This window comes from Bacteroides clarus YIT 12056 (genome assembly GCF_900129655.1).
Taxonomy (GTDB): domain Bacteria; phylum Bacteroidota; class Bacteroidia; order Bacteroidales; family Bacteroidaceae; genus Bacteroides; species Bacteroides clarus.
This window is the reverse complement of the sequence record NZ_FQWK01000007.1, coordinates 62,073-78,763: the sequence shown is the minus strand read 5'-3', so window position 1 is coordinate 78,763 and position 16,691 is coordinate 62,073. Positions and strand designations below refer to the sequence as shown.

At 44.5% G+C, this 16,691-nt stretch carries 15 protein-coding genes and 1 pseudogene; 6 read left to right on the top strand and 10 right to left on the bottom strand.

Annotated features, from left to right (window positions below; genetic code table 11):
- The first annotated feature begins 2 nt into the window (after positions 1-2).
- The 6 genes from glpB to BUB52_RS13495 all read left to right on the top strand — a co-directional run bounded on the left by glpB (position 3) and on the right by BUB52_RS13495 (position 7,363).
- Positions 3-1,247, top strand: coding sequence for a glycerol-3-phosphate dehydrogenase subunit GlpB (glpB, locus tag BUB52_RS13520; RefSeq protein ID WP_009121850.1), 1,245 nt, complete (start codon positions 3-5; stop codon positions 1,245-1,247).
- A gap of 4 nt (positions 1,248-1,251) precedes the next feature.
- Positions 1,252-2,505: an anaerobic glycerol-3-phosphate dehydrogenase subunit GlpC gene (gene glpC / locus BUB52_RS13515; protein ID WP_009121851.1), complete on the top strand. Its 1,254-nt coding sequence runs from the start codon at positions 1,252-1,254 to the stop codon at positions 2,503-2,505.
- Between the two features lie 24 nt (positions 2,506-2,529).
- Positions 2,530-3,927, top strand: coding sequence for a phosphoglycerate transporter protein PgtP (gene pgtP / locus BUB52_RS13510; protein ID WP_073212676.1), 1,398 nt, complete (start codon positions 2,530-2,532; stop codon positions 3,925-3,927).
- 57 nt (positions 3,928-3,984) lie between these two features.
- Positions 3,985-5,397, top strand: a complete 1,413-nt coding sequence (locus BUB52_RS13505) for a glycerophosphodiester phosphodiesterase family protein (RefSeq protein ID WP_009121853.1) — start codon at positions 3,985-3,987, stop codon at positions 5,395-5,397.
- A gap of 33 nt (positions 5,398-5,430) precedes the next feature.
- Positions 5,431-6,774 carry a porin gene (locus BUB52_RS13500; protein WP_009121854.1) on the top strand — a complete coding sequence of 448 codons (1,344 nt, stop codon included), beginning with the start codon at positions 5,431-5,433 and terminating at the stop codon, positions 6,772-6,774.
- A gap of 202 nt (positions 6,775-6,976) precedes the next feature.
- The gene (locus tag BUB52_RS13495) at positions 6,977-7,363 is read left to right on the top strand and encodes a rhodanese-like domain-containing protein (protein ID WP_174263178.1); all 387 of its coding nucleotides are present in this window, start codon (positions 6,977-6,979) and stop codon (positions 7,361-7,363) included.
- A 187-nt stretch (positions 7,364-7,550) separates the two neighbouring features.
- Here BUB52_RS13495 and BUB52_RS13490 read toward each other — a convergent pair whose 3' ends face one another.
- From BUB52_RS13490 to BUB52_RS13445, 10 genes and pseudogenes are all read right to left on the bottom strand, one after another.
- Positions 7,551-8,504, bottom strand: a complete 954-nt coding sequence (locus tag BUB52_RS13490; RefSeq protein WP_005656370.1) for an N-acetylornithine carbamoyltransferase — start codon at positions 8,502-8,504, stop codon at positions 7,551-7,553.
- Between the two features lie 24 nt (positions 8,505-8,528).
- The gene (locus BUB52_RS13485; RefSeq protein ID WP_009121857.1) at positions 8,529-9,776 is read right to left on the bottom strand and encodes a glutamate-5-semialdehyde dehydrogenase; all 1,248 of its coding nucleotides are present in this window, start codon (positions 9,774-9,776) and stop codon (positions 8,529-8,531) included.
- Between the two features lie 63 nt (positions 9,777-9,839).
- Entirely contained in the window at positions 9,840-10,997 is a 1,158-nt protein-coding gene (proB, locus tag BUB52_RS13480; protein WP_009121858.1) for a glutamate 5-kinase, read from the bottom strand.
- A 27-nt stretch (positions 10,998-11,024) separates the two neighbouring features.
- Complete coding sequence (locus BUB52_RS13475) at positions 11,025-11,264, bottom strand: DUF2007-related protein (protein ID WP_009121859.1); 240 nt, start codon at positions 11,262-11,264, stop codon at positions 11,025-11,027.
- A gap of 80 nt (positions 11,265-11,344) precedes the next feature.
- Positions 11,345-12,184 carry a glutamate racemase gene (gene murI / locus BUB52_RS13470; protein ID WP_009121860.1) on the bottom strand — a complete coding sequence of 280 codons (840 nt, stop codon included), beginning with the start codon at positions 12,182-12,184 and terminating at the stop codon, positions 11,345-11,347.
- A 207-nt stretch (positions 12,185-12,391) separates the two neighbouring features.
- Complete coding sequence (locus tag BUB52_RS13465) at positions 12,392-13,765, bottom strand: OprO/OprP family phosphate-selective porin (protein WP_009121861.1); 1,374 nt, start codon at positions 13,763-13,765, stop codon at positions 12,392-12,394.
- A gap of 28 nt (positions 13,766-13,793) precedes the next feature.
- Entirely contained in the window at positions 13,794-15,116 is a 1,323-nt protein-coding gene (locus tag BUB52_RS13460; protein WP_039950702.1) for a glycerophosphodiester phosphodiesterase family protein, read from the bottom strand.
- Positions 15,117-15,290: 174 nt separating this feature from the next.
- Positions 15,291-15,479 (bottom strand): annotated as a pseudogene (glpT, locus tag BUB52_RS13455) (glycerol-3-phosphate transporter); the annotation flags it as partial.
- A gap of 107 nt (positions 15,480-15,586) precedes the next feature.
- Complete coding sequence (locus BUB52_RS13450; protein ID WP_009121864.1) at positions 15,587-16,093, bottom strand: OmpH/Skp family outer membrane protein; 507 nt, start codon at positions 16,091-16,093, stop codon at positions 15,587-15,589.
- 57 nt (positions 16,094-16,150) lie between these two features.
- Positions 16,151-16,666 (bottom strand): OmpH/Skp family outer membrane protein, encoded by a 516-nt coding sequence (locus BUB52_RS13445; RefSeq protein WP_009121865.1) that lies wholly within the window; start codon positions 16,664-16,666, stop codon positions 16,151-16,153.
- Between the last annotated feature and the right edge of the window lie 25 nt (positions 16,667-16,691).

Genomic DNA, 16,691 nt, shown 5'->3' with positions numbered 1-16,691 from the left:
AGATGAAATTTGATACTTTAATAATAGGTGGGGGACTTGCCGGTCTGACGTGTGGAATCCGTTTGCAGAAGAATGGCGTGAAATGTGCTATCGTTTCCACCGGGCAAAGTGCGTTGCATTTTTCTTCCGGTTCATTTGATTTGCTTAACGAGCTTGCTGACGGGACAAAGGTGGACAATCCTGTGGCTGCGGCTGACAAGATTAGTGCGAACCATCCATACGCTAAGTTGGGCGATAATTTTGCCTACTACGTTCGTGAAGCAAAGCAGCAGTTCCTCGATTGCGGCATTGAAGTGAACGGTGATGCCGAGCATAATCATTTACGCATAACTCCGATGGGTACGTTGAAACCGACGTGGCTGACATTCTCTGATTTTACGCCGCTTTCCTCGGCAAATGATATAGCCGGTAAGAAGATTCTGGTAGTCAATATGGCCGGATTCCTTGATTTCAACACGAAGTTTGTTGCCGACAGCTTTGAGAAGTATGGCGCCGAATGCCGGATTTCCTCTATTAATCTTCCGGAACTGGAAAGATTACGGATCAGTCCGACGGAAATGCGTTCTACCAACATTGCCAGAGTATTGGAGAATGAAAAAACGCTTGAAGCTTTGATTCTGGAGTTGACCGGAAAGATATCCGGCTTCGACATCGTTGCTTTGCCGGCCGTATTCGGATTGTCGTCCGCAGCGTCGGTAAAGAAGCTGAAAGAATCGTTGGATATTCCGGTGTGGCTGATTCCTACAATGCCGCCTTCCGTTCCGGGTATTCGCGCGCAGCAACAACTCCGCCGTTCTTTTGAAGAGTTGGGAGGAGTTTATATGTTGGGTGATACGGTAGTGAAAGCTGATTTCAGCGGTAATAAAGTGCAGGCGGTATACTCTGTCAATCATGGAGACATTTCATTTGTGGCGGAAAACTTTATCCTTGCTTCGGGCAGCTATTTCAGCAACGGATTGGTTGCGCAGCCGGATAGCGTTATCGAACCAGTTTTCGGCAGTGATGTCGATTTCACTCCCGGACGTGACAGTTGGTATGACAAGGCTTTCTTCAATAAACAGAATTATATGACATTCGGTGTAGCTACCGATGATAAGTTACGGATAAAGATTAAGGGTGATGCGCAACGGAATCTGTTTGCCATTGGGTCGGTGTTGAGCGGGTCCAATACAATACATGAAGGTTGCGGTGCCGGTATTTCCATGCTTACGGCATTATATGTAGCGGATAACTTAATAAAAGGATGATGTCATGAATATGCAGCAGAATAATATAAGCGAAAACAATTTTGAGCAATGTATCAAATGTACGGTTTGTACGGTATATTGTCCGGTTATCCCGGTGAATCCTAAATATCCCGGTCCGAAGCAGGCCGGTCCGGACGAAGAGCGTCTTCGCTTGAAAAGAGGCGAATACTTTGATGAAGCGCTGAAATATTGCTTGAATTGTAAACGTTGTGAAGTGGCTTGTCCTTCGAATGTGAAGATTGGCGACATCATTCAGTTGGCACGTATCAAATATAGCAAGAAGAAACCGGCGTTGCGCGATATTATGCTGGCAAATACGGATTTCGTAGGTACTATGGCGTCTGCCTTTGCTCCCGTAGTGAATACCACATTGTCTCTGAAACCGGTGAAAATGGTAATGGACGGAGTCTTGAAAATAGACCATCATCGTGTATTTCCGAAGTATTCTTCCCAGACATTCGAGAGCTGGTTCAAAAAGAATGCGATGGCTTCGCAGGATAACTACGGGAAGCATGTAAGTTTCTTCCACGGTTGCTACATCAATTATAATTTCCCCCGGTTGGGTAAAGATATGGTGAGTGTGCTCAACGCAATAGGCTATGGAGTGCATTTGCTTGAAAAAGAGAAATGCTGCGGAGTGGCTTTGATTTCCAACGGTTTGATAAATCAGGCGCGCAAGCAAGCTGAAGCAAATCTCCGCTCTGTCCGTAAGTCGATTTTTGAAGATAAGCGTCCGGTAGTCGGGGCTTCGTCGACTTGTATTTTTACAATGAGGGATGAATATCCGCATTTGCTTGGAATTGATAATGCAGATGTACGCGACAGCATAGAATTGGCTACCCGCTTCATTTTCCGCTTGCTCGAAGAGGGAAATGTAAAACTGAAATTCCGTGATGATGTAAAGATGAAGATAGCCTATCATACGCCTTGCCACATGGAAAAACTCGGTTGGGCGTATTATTCCATCGCTTTGCTGCGCAGTATTCCCAATGTAAATCTCATCGTACTTAATTCCCAATGTTGTGGAATCGCAGGTACATACGGTTTTAAAAAGGAAAACTATGAAACATCACAGGGAATAGGCGCTTCACTGTTCCGTCAGATAGAAGAAGTGGCGGCCGATTTTGTCGCTACCGATTGCGAAACTTGTAAATGGCAGATCGAGATGTCCACTCCGGCAAAAGTAAAACACCCGATTTCGATACTTGCAGAAGCTCTGGACTTAGAAGAAACCAGCAAACTAAATAGTAACAAATAATATTATTCTTAAAATCTTAGTACTATGTGGAATTTTTTAGCACCACCTGCTCATAAGCAGGAATTACCGGCAGAGAAGATTGATTCGACGTATAAAAGTTATCGTTGGCAAGTCTTCCTGGGTATATTTATCGGTTACGCAGGTTTTTATATCGTGCGTAAAAACTTCTCGATGGCCATTCCGGAGCTTGCTCAGTTTGGTTTTGAAAAGGGCGAGTTGAGTATCGTTCTTTCTATGAATGCCGTGGCTTACGCTTTGTCCAAATTCTTGATGGGAAGCGTGTCCGACCGCAGTAATGCACGCGTATTCCTTCCGTTAGGATTGATTTTGGCTGCTGTCTCCATGATGTTTATGATTGTACCGGTGCAGTTCTTCGGTCCGGAACAGAAATCACTGGCTATTATCGTAATGGCTGCTTTAAACTTCCTGGTAGGTTGGTTTAACGGTATGGGCTGGCCTCCTTGCGGACGTGTCATGACTCACTGGTTCTCGGTGACCGAACGCGGAACGATGATGTCCATCTGGAACTGCGCTCATAATGTGGGCGGTGCATTGGTTGGTCCGATGGCTGTTTATGGCGCATTGTGGTTTGGTTCCTGGTTCTATGGCGCTGACTCATCCCGTTACTTCCTCATCGGTACGTATGTATTCCCGGCGGCAGTGGCTATCCTTGTGGCATTAGTGGCATACTGTCTGATACGTGACACTCCTCAATCTTGCGGACTTCCTTCCATTGAGAAGTATCGTAATGATTATCCCAAGAATTATAGCGAGAAGCAGGAGGAAGTGCTTACGGCAAAAGAAATCTTCTTTAAGCATGTATTCAATAACAAGATGCTTTGGTACATCGCTATCGCTAATGCATTTGTCTACATGGTACGTTACGGATGTCTCGATTGGGCTCCTACTTTCCTGAAAGAAGCTCAAGGATATGATATCAAGCAAGCCGGTTGGGCATATTTTGCTTATGAATTTGCGGCAATACCCGGAACATTGGTTTGCGGCTGGTTAAGCGACAAGGTATTTAAGGGCGGACGCGCCATGACTACTATCATCTTCATGGCTATTGTTGCTGTGTTTATTTTCCTTTACTGGCATTTCTCCGATAACTATGTAATTGTAACCTTGTCTCTGATTGCTATCGGTTTCTTCATCTACGGTCCGGTAATGCTGATCGGTGTTCAAGCGCTCGACCTTGCTCCCAAGAATGCCGCCGGTACGGCTGCCGGACTTACCGGGTTCTTCGGGTACTTCTTCGGAACCGCCATCCTTGCCAATGTGGTTCTCGGTTATGTAGCCGAAATGGCAGGCTGGGACTGGACTTTCATACTCCTGCTTATTGCCTGCGCCTTGTCCATTTTATTGATGTCTTTCACTTATAAAGACGAGAAAGCATTGCTTGCAGAAAGAAACAAAAAATAATCTTTTTAAGATAATATAGAATGACTTTAAACCAGTATTTACCTTAAAAATTAAACTATGTTGAAGAATCCAATCAAATTAAGCGCAACCTTGTTAGGTATGGCCTTAGTAGCTTTCACTTCCTGTGAAGACCAAGATTTTACAGATGTGAATAATGATGCAACACGTGTTGAAGTAAACACAATCTCTGCCGAAATGGCAAAAGTGCGCGACTATGTACCCGATTATGCTGTAATGGCGCATCGTGGCTCTACTTTCTGGGCCCCGGAAGAAACAGAGTCTGCCTGGCGCTGGGCACGCGAGATGGGTGCGGACTATCTTGAATCCGACCTTCAGTGTACAAAGGACGGTGTTATCCTTGCCAATCACGATGATAACCTGAAACGTACCACTAACATTGAAAACGTATATAGCGAACTGGTACCTGCAACCCGTAAGGCGTTTTATATGCGTCATGGAATGAGTGAGGCAGAAGCTGAAAAGCTTGTTGCAGCCGATAAAGCCAGTTTCCGTCCTTACTATGCAATGTCTTATATGTATGAGGAATTACTTGCTCTTGATGCCGGTAGTTGGTTTAACGAAACAAGCATTGAACAGGCTCGTGAGTCTTTTTCCGAACAACATCAGTATATCTCGGCTCTTGAAGACCAAATCCGTTATGCTGAAGGGAAAATGCTGGCACGTGATGCCGACGGTGAGCGTATATACACCGTTACCGGTACTTGGAATCCGGATAAACCCCGTGATTGTTTGACGTATAAGTTTGAGTATGTGGATGACCCGCAGGATACCGGTAACCGTCCGGGTGTCTATATTGAATTTAAAGAGTCATGGCTGAACCCTTCGGATTTTGAAAAACGCGTTTATAACAAACTTGATGAACTCGGCTGGAATATCATTACCAAGCCTTGCGACGGAGAACCTTTCTATAAAAATAATAAAGTTAATGTAGGTAATACTAACGGTAAGGTTATTCTTCAGACATTCTCTCTTGAGAGTCTTCGTCGTACAGCAGAAGAGTTCCAGGGTAAGATACCTATGTGCTTCTTGTTGTGGGAAGGTAATGGGGCTACCGACTTGAAATATGACACACCTCAAGGTTATGCTTCTTTCATTAATCTCGGTTTGGAATATAAGGCTCATATTATCGGTCCTTGTATTGCAGGCGCTCCTAATGACTATCCGGAAATGAATGCTCCGTGGCAGGCTTATCTTATCAAGAAATCAGGAATGCTCAATCATCCGTACTCATTCGACTCTTATGCGCAAATGGGAAAATATTTCGGCCAATATAACTGGGGAAATACCGTACAATATGATGAAGTTCTGCATGGTATCTATGGTGACGGTTTGTTTACCAACCGTTCTGAAATGAGTCTGAAATACTTAATTGACAATGGTCTGCGTAAAGCGCCGGCTCCTCAAACGGTTCCGGATGCGGTTGAAACACTTAAAAGACTTGGTTACTAATTAATTTATTAACACTAATACAGATTATATTATATGAAAAAGTATATTTTAATGCCGGTATTGGCTGCATTGTCACTGTCAGGATCGGTAATCCAAGCTCAGGACTTTGATAATAAGCCGGTTGTTAATGTTAGCAACGCCAAGGAAAACTTGAACTTTACGATTGGTGCACGTTTTATGATGGACGGTGCATACTATCATTCGGACTTCACTCCGGTGAAATCGGGAGCTGCTATTACCGATGCACGCATTCGTACCTCGATGAGTTATGAAGACTGGTACTTCTATGCGGATTTTGATTTTTCCAAGGGTAAATTCTCACAGAAGAATATTTTCCTGCAATACTCGTTGGAAGGTGCAAAGGGCACTCATCGCTTTAAAGCCGGTTACTACAACAATCCGGCATCAATGGCAAACAATACCAGTCGCGGAAGTTTGCACTTCATTTCCCGTTCGGCTGCCGCCAACGCTTTCTCGCCATCCCGTGAGTTGGGGTTGAGCTATATTTTCTACAATGATCATTTCTTTGCCAATCAAGGTGTATTTGCGGAAAATAAGTACAATGACCAGCCTGCAGGCTATCAAGGTATGTCATTCGGTGGCCGTTGGGTATGGCGTCCTATCAATAACGAGGACAGAACATTCCACGTAGGAGCTGCTTTCCGCTATGCCAATATTGCTACCGGTACAGTAGAAAATAACGTATTGAAAACAGAGTTGAATATCGGTTCTTCATTGGAAACTTATGTAGACGCCACTCAGGACTTCTTGTCAGCCCAACTGCCGTGGGCGAAAAACGTATTTGATGTGGGTGCTGAATTCTTATACAAAACAGATAATTTCTTTACTCGTGGTGAGTATATGTACAAACATGTTACTAAAGACCGTGACGACCAGGCATTGTTTGAGGCTAATTTGGGCTCTATCGATTCTTGGGGAACACTTGAATCATGGCAAAAAGGTAATCCGCTCGGCGAGAACTCTTTCCATGGCGCCTATATTGAAGCCGGTTATAAAATCTTCGGTGATCCGTATCAGTACAGCAATTCTGATGCTTTGTTGAAAGGTTTGAATGGCAGAGCGCTTGAAGTGGTTGCACGTTACAGCTATACCGGATTGAATGATATCGTTGAAGGTGAAAAGTATGTTCCCGGACGTGACCAATACTACCCTAACGGACTGTTGGCAGACTATCCTTCTACTTCATTAAGTGTAGGCGGCGGTAATATGCATTCCGCTACTCTGGGTGTAAACTACTCTTTCAATAAGTTTGCCCAAGTGATGTTGAGCTACACATACAATCGTCTTGACCGTGATAAATTCCAATATGACAAGAATTTCCACGTGCTTCAAGCTCGTTTGATGTTCCAATTCTAATTGTGTGCATTTGTTTATAATAATGGTTAGTGAGCCTCTGTGGTAGAGGTAACAAAAGGAAAGAGGATGCCGGTTGAGCGAGCATCCTCTTTTTTGTTGTATAGTGAAGACTATGCAGATATTTTCCGCGATATCCGGCATCATAAACGAAAAAGTTATAACTTTGATTACATTTTCAATTCCGACTAAAATGAGTAAACTTATGAAAGCGTTTTTTGCAGGTATTTGCCTGTTCTTTTCCACTCTCGTTTCCTGTCAGCAGAAAGGAGAGGATTTCGAATCCGTTTCGACGGATGAGTTTGCAACATTGATAGCTGATCCCGATATCCAGCGATTGGATGTACGCACGGTTGCCGAATATTCGGAAGAACATATTCCGGGCAGTATCAATATCAATGTATTGGACGAACAGTTTGCTGTTATAGCAGACTCTACACTTCAAAAGGATAAACCGATAGCTCTTTATTGCCGCAGCGGAAAGCGCAGTAAGAAAGCCGCTACTATCTTGAGCCGGAAAGGCTATAAGGTTTATGACCTTGACAAGGGCTTTATCGGTTGGAAAGAGGCCGGGAAAGAAACGGAGAAATAGTTTATCCCTCTATTTTTGATTTTGTACTTTTGGTACATTCAAAATACCGTTACACTTATGGCTTATGTTTTTCTTCATCCCACAATTGCGGGACGAAGAAAAACATAAGCCATAATAAGATTTTGTATCGTATATAAGCGTATCATCCATAAGAGATACGGAGATTACGACTACGGGAAAGTACTATTTATAAACCTTCTATCAGACGTTTCAACACGACTGTTGCAGAAATCTCACGGTTGGCCGCTTCCGGTATCACAATAGATTGAGGACTTTCAATCACATCATCCGTTACAATCATATTACGGCGTACCGGCAGACAATGCATGAAATAAGCGTTGTTGGTCACGGCCATTTGGCGGTCGCTTACGGTCCAGTCACGGTCTTTACTCAGTATTTGTCCGTAGTTGTCGCCGGTATAGGCAGCCCAGTTCTTGGCATATACGAAATCTGCACCTTCAAAGGCCTTCATCTGGTCGTATTCCACGCGAGCGTTACCCACGAATTTCGGATCGAGTTCATAACCTTCGGGATGAGTAATGACAAAATCGTAGTCCGTGGCATTCATCCATTCTGCAAAGGAGTTGGGAACGGCCTGCGGCAACGGACGAGGATGCGGAGCCCATGTCATAACAACTTTGGGACGTGCCGTTTTCTTATATTCCTCAATGGTAATAAGGTCTGCAAAACTTTGCAGCGGGTGGCGTGTGGCGGCTTCCATAGAGAATACCGGACGACCGGAGTATTTGATAAACTGATTCAGTATAACTTCGTTATAATCGTATTCGCGGTCTTCAAAGCGGGCGAAAGAACGCACGCCGATAACATCGCAGTAGCAGCCCATTACGGGGATGGCCTCCAGTAGATGTTCCGGTTTGTCGCCGTCCATGATGACGCCGCGTTCGGTTTCCAGTTTCCATGCTCCTTGGTTGATGTCCAGTACAATGACATTCATGCCCAGGTTCAGGGCGGCTTTTTGAGTACTGAGGCGGGTACGCAGACTTGAGTTGAAGAATATCATCATCAGTGTCTTGTTACGTCCCAGTTCTACATATTTGAAACGGTCTTTTTTGATTTCGAATGCTTCGTCCAGTGCAGTTTTCAGATTACCGATGTCCTGCACGCAAGTAAAGTTCTTCATACTTTTTTTAGTGATTAATCGTTATTACTTTCTTACCTGTCCTTCTCCTTCAATAATCCACTTGTAGGTGGTGATTTCTTCTAAAGCCATAGGGCCGCGTGCATGCAGCTTCTGTGTACTGATACCAATCTCCGCACCCAATCCGAACTGTGCGCCGTCTGTAAAGGAAGTAGGAGCATTGACATAGACACAGGCGGCATCCACTTCGCGGCAGAACCAGTCGGCATGTCCCTTATCTTCGGTTACGATACACTCGCTGTGCTTGGAACCATACTGTTGTATATGCGCTATGGCGCTGTCTATGCCTTCAACTATTTTCACGGCCATCTTATAGTCCAGAAATTCTGTACCGAAGTCCTCTTCAGTGGCTTCTTTCAGCAGTTCGGCTGGATAGTGGCCTTGCAAAGAGGCATATGCAAACGGGTCTGCGTAGATAATTACGTTGCTTTCCTGCAACGGCGCACAGAGCGCAGGCAGGTCTTTCATGCGGTCACCGTCTACGAGCAGACAGTCCAAAGCATTGCACACGCTGACGCGGCGTGTCTTGGCGTTGTTGACGATAGCTGCCCCTTTCTTTACATCCCCGTAGCGGTCGAAGAAGGTGTGGCATATACCTGCACCGGTTTCTATCACCGGGATAGTCGCATTTTGGCGAACAAAGTTGATAAGATTGCTACTGCCGCGAGGGATAATCAAATCTACATAGCCGTTGGCATGCAGTAATTCCGCGGTAGCTTCACGGTCGGCGGGTAACAGTTCCACGATGTGCAGGTCTACTTCAAATCGTTTCAGCACATCGTGTATCACGCTGATGATGGCAAGGTTGGAATAGTCCGCATCACTTCCGCCTTTCAGTATGCAGGCATTACCACTCTTGAAACAGAGTGAAAATACATCGAAACTGACGTTAGGACGTGCTTCGTAGATGATTCCGATTACTCCGAAAGGTACACTTATACGTTTTATTTTCAGCCCGTTGGGCATCACTCCCTGTTTTTGTACGCGTCCTATCGGTGAGGGTAATTTGGCAACCTTGCGGATGTCGCCTGCAATGCCTTTCAAGCGCTCTGCCGTCAGCTTCAAGCGGTCGTACTTCGGATTGGAAATATCCATACGTTCCAGGTCTTTCCGGTTCTCGGCGAGAATAAACTCTGTTCTTTCCTCAGCTGCATCTGCAACGGCCAGCAATATCTGGTTAATCTTTTCGTCGTTCAGCGCCAATAGCTTGCGACTGGCATACTGTACGGCGGAAAAAGTCTTTTTTAAATCCATTTTTTGTGATTTATTAATTGATACTTCTGCAAATGTAGTGATTATAATCGGTATTAATCGGACTTATTCTATATAAAGATAGTCATAATGCACCACAGGCTTCTTACCATGTTTTCCCATAGCCTCGCGAGCTTGCTCCGAACTGCAATTGGCTTTGCCCACGCCCACCGGATTTCCTTCAAAGTCTATGATACGCACAATGTCGTCCTTTTCAAATTCGCCCCGTACATCAATGATGCCTATGGGAAGAATACTGACAGCCTTGTCGGAAGTAAGCACCTGTGTGGCGCAATCGTTGATGTGTAGCTCTCCTTTGGCAAAACCCTCGCTGTGAGCTATCCACTTTTTTACACTGGACACAGGCTGGGGAGCGGGAATGAAGCGGGTGTATTTCAATGAGGAATGAGGAACGAAGGATGAAGAATTGTGCTGTGCTGTCATATCTGATGAAGGTTCTTCATCTTTCATTCTTGATTCCTCATTTCTCAGGATATTGACAAGGATATTGTCACGTTTGCCGTTGGCGATGATAACTGTAATTCCTTCATCGGCCACCTTACGGGCAATATTGGTCTTGGTAAGCATACCGCCGCGCCCGAAACTGGATTTGGAAGTCTGTATGTATGAGGACAGGTCTTTACCATGCTCTATCTCCCGAATGACTTCTGATGAAGGGTCAGCCGGCGAGCCGTTGTAGATACCGTCGATATTGCTGAGGATTATCAAGGCTTGCACATCCATCATGGAGGCTATCAGTCCGGAAAGCTCGTCATTATCGGTGAACATCAGTTCGCTGACGGAAATGGTATCGTTCTCGTTGACGATAGGAATCACTCCGTTTTCCAACATTACGGTCATGCAGTTCTTCTGATTGAGATAGTGGCGGCGGGTGGCGAAGTTCTCTTTCATGGTGAGCACTTGCCCCACGGGAATACCGTGTTCACGGAATAGTTCGTAATAGCGGTTGATAAGTTTGGCTTGCCCCACAGCAGAAAATAACTGGCGTTGGTCTACGCTATCCAGCTTTTTGGTGGGATGTATCTCGCTTCGTCCCGATGCTACGGCTCCGGAAGAAACGAGGATAACTTCTACGCCTGCCTTGTGCAGTTCTGCCACTTGGTCTACAAGGGCGGACATACGGGTTACGTCCAATGTGCCATCACGGCGTGTCAATACATTGCTGCCTATTTTGACAGCAATTCTCGTTAGTTGTTGTTCCATATTTGTGTGTTTCCCGGTGTGGGAAGTTTAATCTCCGTCTTCTTTCTTTTCGTATGAGCGAACAACCTCCATGGCTGCTTCATAATTCGCTTCATTGACGAGCACTGCTACATCGACAGCAGTCTCGGGCAGGACGATGTTGACTACCATCCCATCTTTCAAGGTTGATTCGATGTCATTGTTTCCCAGCAAACTTTTTACAAGTTCAGCTTCCCAAAGCGATCCTTTGAACACTTCGATGAGCTTGCTTTTATCTTCTTCTTTCATAATGGTATGAATTTAGAGTTCTTGTTTTACAAATATAACAAGTTTTTTCGGTTTAATGTTTAATGTCAGGCAATTTGTGCCTACAACTCGATACGCTGTACCGTGACCGCCTCATTCAGAAAGATAGATGCAGATTCGACGAATTTCTCTTCCGCCTCTGTAGTATAATAAGTACATTCGCCGCCTTGTGTACATTTTGCATCTATTTCGGGATGACGGCGGAGATAATCTTTCAAACTGTCCGCCACTAATTTTCCCTGTGATACTATGGTGATACCATCAGGCATATATTGCCGGATTTTAGGCAATAGTATCGGATAATGTGTACAACCCAAAATAGCGGTGTCTATCTCCCGGTCTTTGGCCAGGAGTTCGTTTATATATTTGCGGATGAAGTAATCCGTTCCGTCTCCTTGCGCTTCGTTGTTCTCTACAAGTGATACCCATAGCGGGCAGGCCTCTCCGCTGACTTTGATGTCGGGGAAAAGTTTATGTATTTCCAAAGGATAGGATTCGGACTTGATTGTTCCGCCTGTGGCAAGAACTCCGACATGCCGGCTACGGGTTATATTACCGATACATTCCACAGTAGGGCGGATAACGCCCAATACGCGGCGTGCCGGGTCGAGATGTGGCAAATCGTTTATCTGGATACTACGCAGAGCTTTGGCGGATGCCGTATTACAGGCAAGAATTACCAGGTGACAACCCATTTCAAACAGTTTTGTGACTGCCTGCAATGTGAATTCATAGACAACTTCAAACGAACGTGTTCCGTAGGGAGCGCGGGCATTGTCACCCAGATAGACATAATCGTATTCCGGTAGGGCTTCCCGTATTTTGCTCAGGATAGTAAGCCCACCGTATCCGGAATCGAATACACCGATAGGACCGGGACTGGATGGTAGTTTTTGTTTCATACAATCTTTCTGACGCTAAGAGTATAGTGTGCAGCAAAGATAATGTAATTTGTGAGGATAGGGCACGGATTGCACAAATTTTGTGATACTGCAATTCTACCTTTTGCCGTTCCGTCTTTAATTCATACTTTACATGAGGAGATTCCTAATTAAGTATCCCCATCACATGTGCTCATGTGACGGGGACAGTTTAAATTAATTACAGCATCAGAATTCGAGCTGCAATCTCATTTGCAATGTGTGTAAATTCTTGTCATATCTGAAAGCATCGCTGTACTGTTGGTCCAGATGCGCATAAGAATAGTTGACTTTCATAGCGATATTGTGTGTGAAATAGTAGTTTACTCCTACTGTAAAGGTGTTGGCTACACCACCTACGACGGAGGTATTGGCCATACCCCAACTCGCCATCATCTCATTGGAGTAGAATTTACCGTTCATGAAGATGCTACCCGGCTCGATATAGTTGAGGTCGGTATGGTTGTAACGGGCAATCAGTTCGAGAGAATTTCTGCCGGGACGGTTCATCAAGGCATCTACCTTGTTGTAACGGTAGTTACCGCCACGAATCAACCAACCTGCCTGTACTTGATAGCCGCTGAATTCCGCGTTGGTATCAGGACCGAAAAATGACTTGTAGATTTCCGGTGTAGGGGTAAAGGTACCCATAAGTGTACCGAGTGATGTTTGGAAGTTATAATCCCAGTCTCTTTCGCGTACATACTTTCCATGTGTATATTCGCCTGTCAGATAAAGATTTCTCCAAGTAGCCAATCCCTCTATGTTATACTTGAAAGTCTGTTTAACATTATTGACTTTAGAATAGAGCATGTTTGTCTTATCAATGGCGGATTCCAGTGAAGACGCAAGTATCACGGAGCGGTTATAGTCATCATTGCCATTGGCGAACCCGTTGGCGTCAGGAATACGATAGCTGAAAGCTCCACCGGCATGAACAGCCCAATCTTCACCGATGTAACGAGCCAGCAAACGAGCTGTTACGCCCCAACCCATATCACCATTGGAATGAGACTTACCTATTTTCTGAGAGAAAATTCCACCTTCGCCCCATAGATAGTTACTGTAATGACGGTAGGAAACTCCCAAAGCACGTCCGGGTGCGAAGGCTTCGTTGGTGGCGGACTTATTGATAAAGTTATAGTCGAATGTACTGGCTATGTTTTCAGCAGAAAACGGTTCGGCAAAATGACCGACGCGCAAGAAGCCGGCACGGTCTGTGTGCCAACGCAAATAGGCATCTTTGATAGATACGCCGGAAGCAAAGTCAATATCGAACTTCACATCAAGTTTACTACCCAATTTGGAGAAGATACGTATACGGGCCGAAGACAGATCGGCACCTGAACTGCGGTCTGTATAGTCATCGATGTAATATGCACCGTCTACCGCTAATCGTCCGCCGACGCGGAAACTATACTGTCCGTCCTGAGATTTGAATGTCACTAAACCGTCATCCATATAAGCATTGAGTTCTGTCTGTGCCTCAGTGGGCTTCGTTTGCCCCCAGCTCTGTGTACTCAGCAGAGCGAAAGCCAGTAACGGGAAAATATATTTCTTCATGATTGTCTTTATTATAATTGGTTGATATTTAGTAGCCTAACTCATCAAGCACTTGCTGTGCGGTCTTTGTACCTTTACCGGCATGTCTGTTACGAGTCTGGTCACGGAAATAGTTCTTGCCTGCGTCCTTGTATTTTTGCATTGTATCGTTATAATACCGGATACATAAATCTGTCAGGTTGGTAAATGACATATCCAGATAGTTTTTATCTGCACCGCCTTCTCCCTTTGGATCACTCCAAGGACCTGTATAAGCCAAATATTGCTCATTGGTATTGAATGACCATGCATGAATATCCATGCCTGCCCGACGTATCATTTCTCCTTGCCATATTTTCAGACTGCTTGGATAACCGGTAACATAGTCAATATTGGGAGCCATAATCGTGGCACCGTTTTCAATAGCAAAGTTGATAAGGCGCGCATAAGTAGCAGGGGTCGATTCCATATCTGCATAGAGGTATGCATAAGGAATGGTACGCTTAAACACAGAATTGAAACTTTTGAGACTGGGATCGGAGAATGTCTGCAAAACGATACGTGCCGGTGTATTAGCAATATCAACCAACCCCGGTGTATTGTTTTTGTAAGGAACCCGTTTCAATTGGTTGATGTCGTCGTGATACCAGCCATATTCCACGAAGATATCATGTAAATCCTGTTCTACTCCACTGAAGAGTGACGGTGATTTGGTTTCCACGTAGATACCCGGGCGGTTACCGTTGTCCGCTTCATCCTCTACATACTTAAAGTCATATTTAACTTTTCCATCGGGAAGCTGTATTTTGTCATACATGCGTTCGCCATAACGATGACCATCCAGTACACCATTGGTATCTTTACCCCAACGCTTAAAACGATAACCTTCCGCAATTTTAATAACATCTTGTACTGTGATAATCTCGAGTCCTCTGAATGATTCCCGCCACTGTTCCGGATTAGCATCCTTAAACCATGAACCGATATCAAGTTTCAACAGTTCTTCATACGTAAAAGCGCTTACGTAATCGTTCTGACGATTGGGGCAGATAACTTCTACATCGGTTGTACGAAGTAAGCTTTCATCGTGGAGGGCGAGTACAACTCCATCTTTAGTACGCTGTACGTCACATTCAAGGTAGTCCGCGCCCATGTTACGTGCCCAGCGCATGGCGGCTTCACTTTCTTCAGGAGCCCAAAACTCGGTACCGCGATGGGCGATGATACAGTCTTTTGGAAGATAAGCCAGAATCTCTTTCTGTACATTACTTAAGGGTAGCAGTTCTGGGATGTCATTGGTTGAAAATCCATCCGTCCGTATATCATCGGAGCAGGATACAGAAATCAAACCTAACACGGAAACAAATGCCATTTTTACAAAGTGTTTCCCCAAGTGTGTGTAAAAGTGTTTTTTCATACTTTTGTCGATAGCGGTTCATTAACAGGATTAGTTCGGCGCATATTCCAATCCTGTCAATCAACCTGTGATTAATTAATACTATACAGTAAGCGCGCCATGCTTACCATGAAGGACGATTTTAAAATTCTAACGTTTGTTTCTTTCTGCAAGCAATGCTTTCTCGTCTTTATACGTAAAAGACATCAACAAAATGGACAAGGCGCAAGCAATAAGCAGGAGTATGAAAGTCCAGTCCCAGCCTGCCATTTCGGCTACATAGCCGAGAACCACATTGGCAAGGATGGCTGTTCCGAAGAAGTACCCGAAGAACTTGGTACGGGGATAAAAGGTGATAGGATATAAAAAAAGGGTTAAGCTGTTTGCAGCTTAACCCTTTCGATGAATTCCCCGTTTAGAGGTATGCGGTTTATTTGATACCGATGTTATTTGATACCGAGTTGTGTCTTAACTTTAGCGGTTACATCTACACTTTGTGCACCTACATAAGGTATCGGAGTACGAGCCAAGTCGAAGATATATATTACACCTTCAGCCTTACCTACCGCTTGGATGGCTTCGTCCAATTTCTTATAGATAGGAGCCATAGCGTCTTGCTGTGCCTTTTGCATAGACTGATAAGCTTCTTGTTGGAATTGTTCCTGGCGTTGTGCCATATCCTGCAATTCTTTCTGACGTCTTTCGGCAATGTTTTTCGGCAGTGAGTCAGCTTGTGCTAAGAATTCTTGATACTTCTTATTGAACTCTTCCTGAGTACGCTGCATTTCCGTTTGGTACTCTTTAGACATAGCATCCAAGTCGGCTTGAGCTTTTGTATATTCCGGCATGGTGATAATAACTTCTTGAGAGTTCATGTGAGCGAATTTAGTTTGCGCCATAGCTCCCAAAGGGAGAGCGAACATAACTACGAGCAGTGCGATTTTTTTAAGCATAATGTTTATTATTTATTTTGAATGATTATTCCTTGTATAGGATGCAAATGTATGAAATTAATTTGAATATCCTAATTTTGCAAGCACTTCATTGCTTATGTCAATACTTGGAGAAGCGAAGATGATGCTTGATGCGGATGCACGGTCTACTACTGCGGCGTAACCTTTCTGTGTGGATATTTCCTTTACGGCCTCATAAATTTCATCTTGAATAGGTTGCATCAACGCTTCGCGCTTTTTGAAAAGCTCACCTTCCGGGCCGAAGTATTTACGACGTAATTCCGCCGCAGATTTCTCTTTGGCAACAATTTCTTCTTCTTTCTTTGATTTTTGTGCTTCGGAAAGGGTTTTGATAGACGCCTGGTAGCTGTCGTATAAACTCTTGGCTTCCTTGCCCAGCTTTTCAACTTCGCTTTGCCATTGTTTGGAAGCCTGGTTCAACTCATTGGTTGCACTTTGGTATGCCGGGATATTCTTTAAGATATATTCCATGTCAATCAGGGCAAACTTCTGTGCATTGGCTGTCATACCTACGGTAAACAGCAGAAACATGATTAATAAACTCTTTCTCATAACGTTCTGGTTTTAGTTAAACAAA

Coding starts and splice junctions, on each gene's coding strand:
- pgtP (WP_073212676.1), top strand. CDS start 2,530: ATGTGGAATTTTTTAGCACCACCTGCTCATAAGCAGGAATTACCGGCA.
- BUB52_RS13500 (WP_009121854.1), top strand. CDS start 5,431: ATGAAAAAGTATATTTTAATGCCGGTATTGGCTGCATTGTCACTGTCA.
- BUB52_RS13445 (WP_009121865.1), bottom strand. CDS start 16,666: ATGAGAAAGAGTTTATTAATCATGTTTCTGCTGTTTACCGTAGGTATG.
- BUB52_RS13460 (WP_039950702.1), bottom strand. CDS start 15,116: ATGGCATTTGTTTCCGTGTTAGGTTTGATTTCTGTATCCTGCTCCGAT.
- murI (WP_009121860.1), bottom strand. CDS start 12,184: ATGAAACAAAAACTACCATCCAGTCCCGGTCCTATCGGTGTATTCGAT.
- glpC (WP_009121851.1), top strand. CDS start 1,252: ATGAATATGCAGCAGAATAATATAAGCGAAAACAATTTTGAGCAATGT.
- BUB52_RS13490 (WP_005656370.1), bottom strand. CDS start 8,504: ATGAAGAACTTTACTTGCGTGCAGGACATCGGTAATCTGAAAACTGCA.
- glpB (WP_009121850.1), top strand. CDS start 3: ATGAAATTTGATACTTTAATAATAGGTGGGGGACTTGCCGGTCTGACG.
- BUB52_RS13475 (WP_009121859.1), bottom strand. CDS start 11,264: ATGAAAGAAGAAGATAAAAGCAAGCTCATCGAAGTGTTCAAAGGATCG.
- BUB52_RS13465 (WP_009121861.1), bottom strand. CDS start 13,765: ATGAAGAAATATATTTTCCCGTTACTGGCTTTCGCTCTGCTGAGTACA.
- BUB52_RS13485 (WP_009121857.1), bottom strand. CDS start 9,776: ATGGATTTAAAAAAGACTTTTTCCGCCGTACAGTATGCCAGTCGCAAG.
- BUB52_RS13495 (WP_174263178.1), top strand. CDS start 6,977: ATGAAAGCGTTTTTTGCAGGTATTTGCCTGTTCTTTTCCACTCTCGTT.
- BUB52_RS13450 (WP_009121864.1), bottom strand. CDS start 16,093: ATGCTTAAAAAAATCGCACTGCTCGTAGTTATGTTCGCTCTCCCTTTG.
- BUB52_RS13505 (WP_009121853.1), top strand. CDS start 3,985: ATGTTGAAGAATCCAATCAAATTAAGCGCAACCTTGTTAGGTATGGCC.
- proB (WP_009121858.1), bottom strand. CDS start 10,997: ATGGAACAACAACTAACGAGAATTGCTGTCAAAATAGGCAGCAATGTA.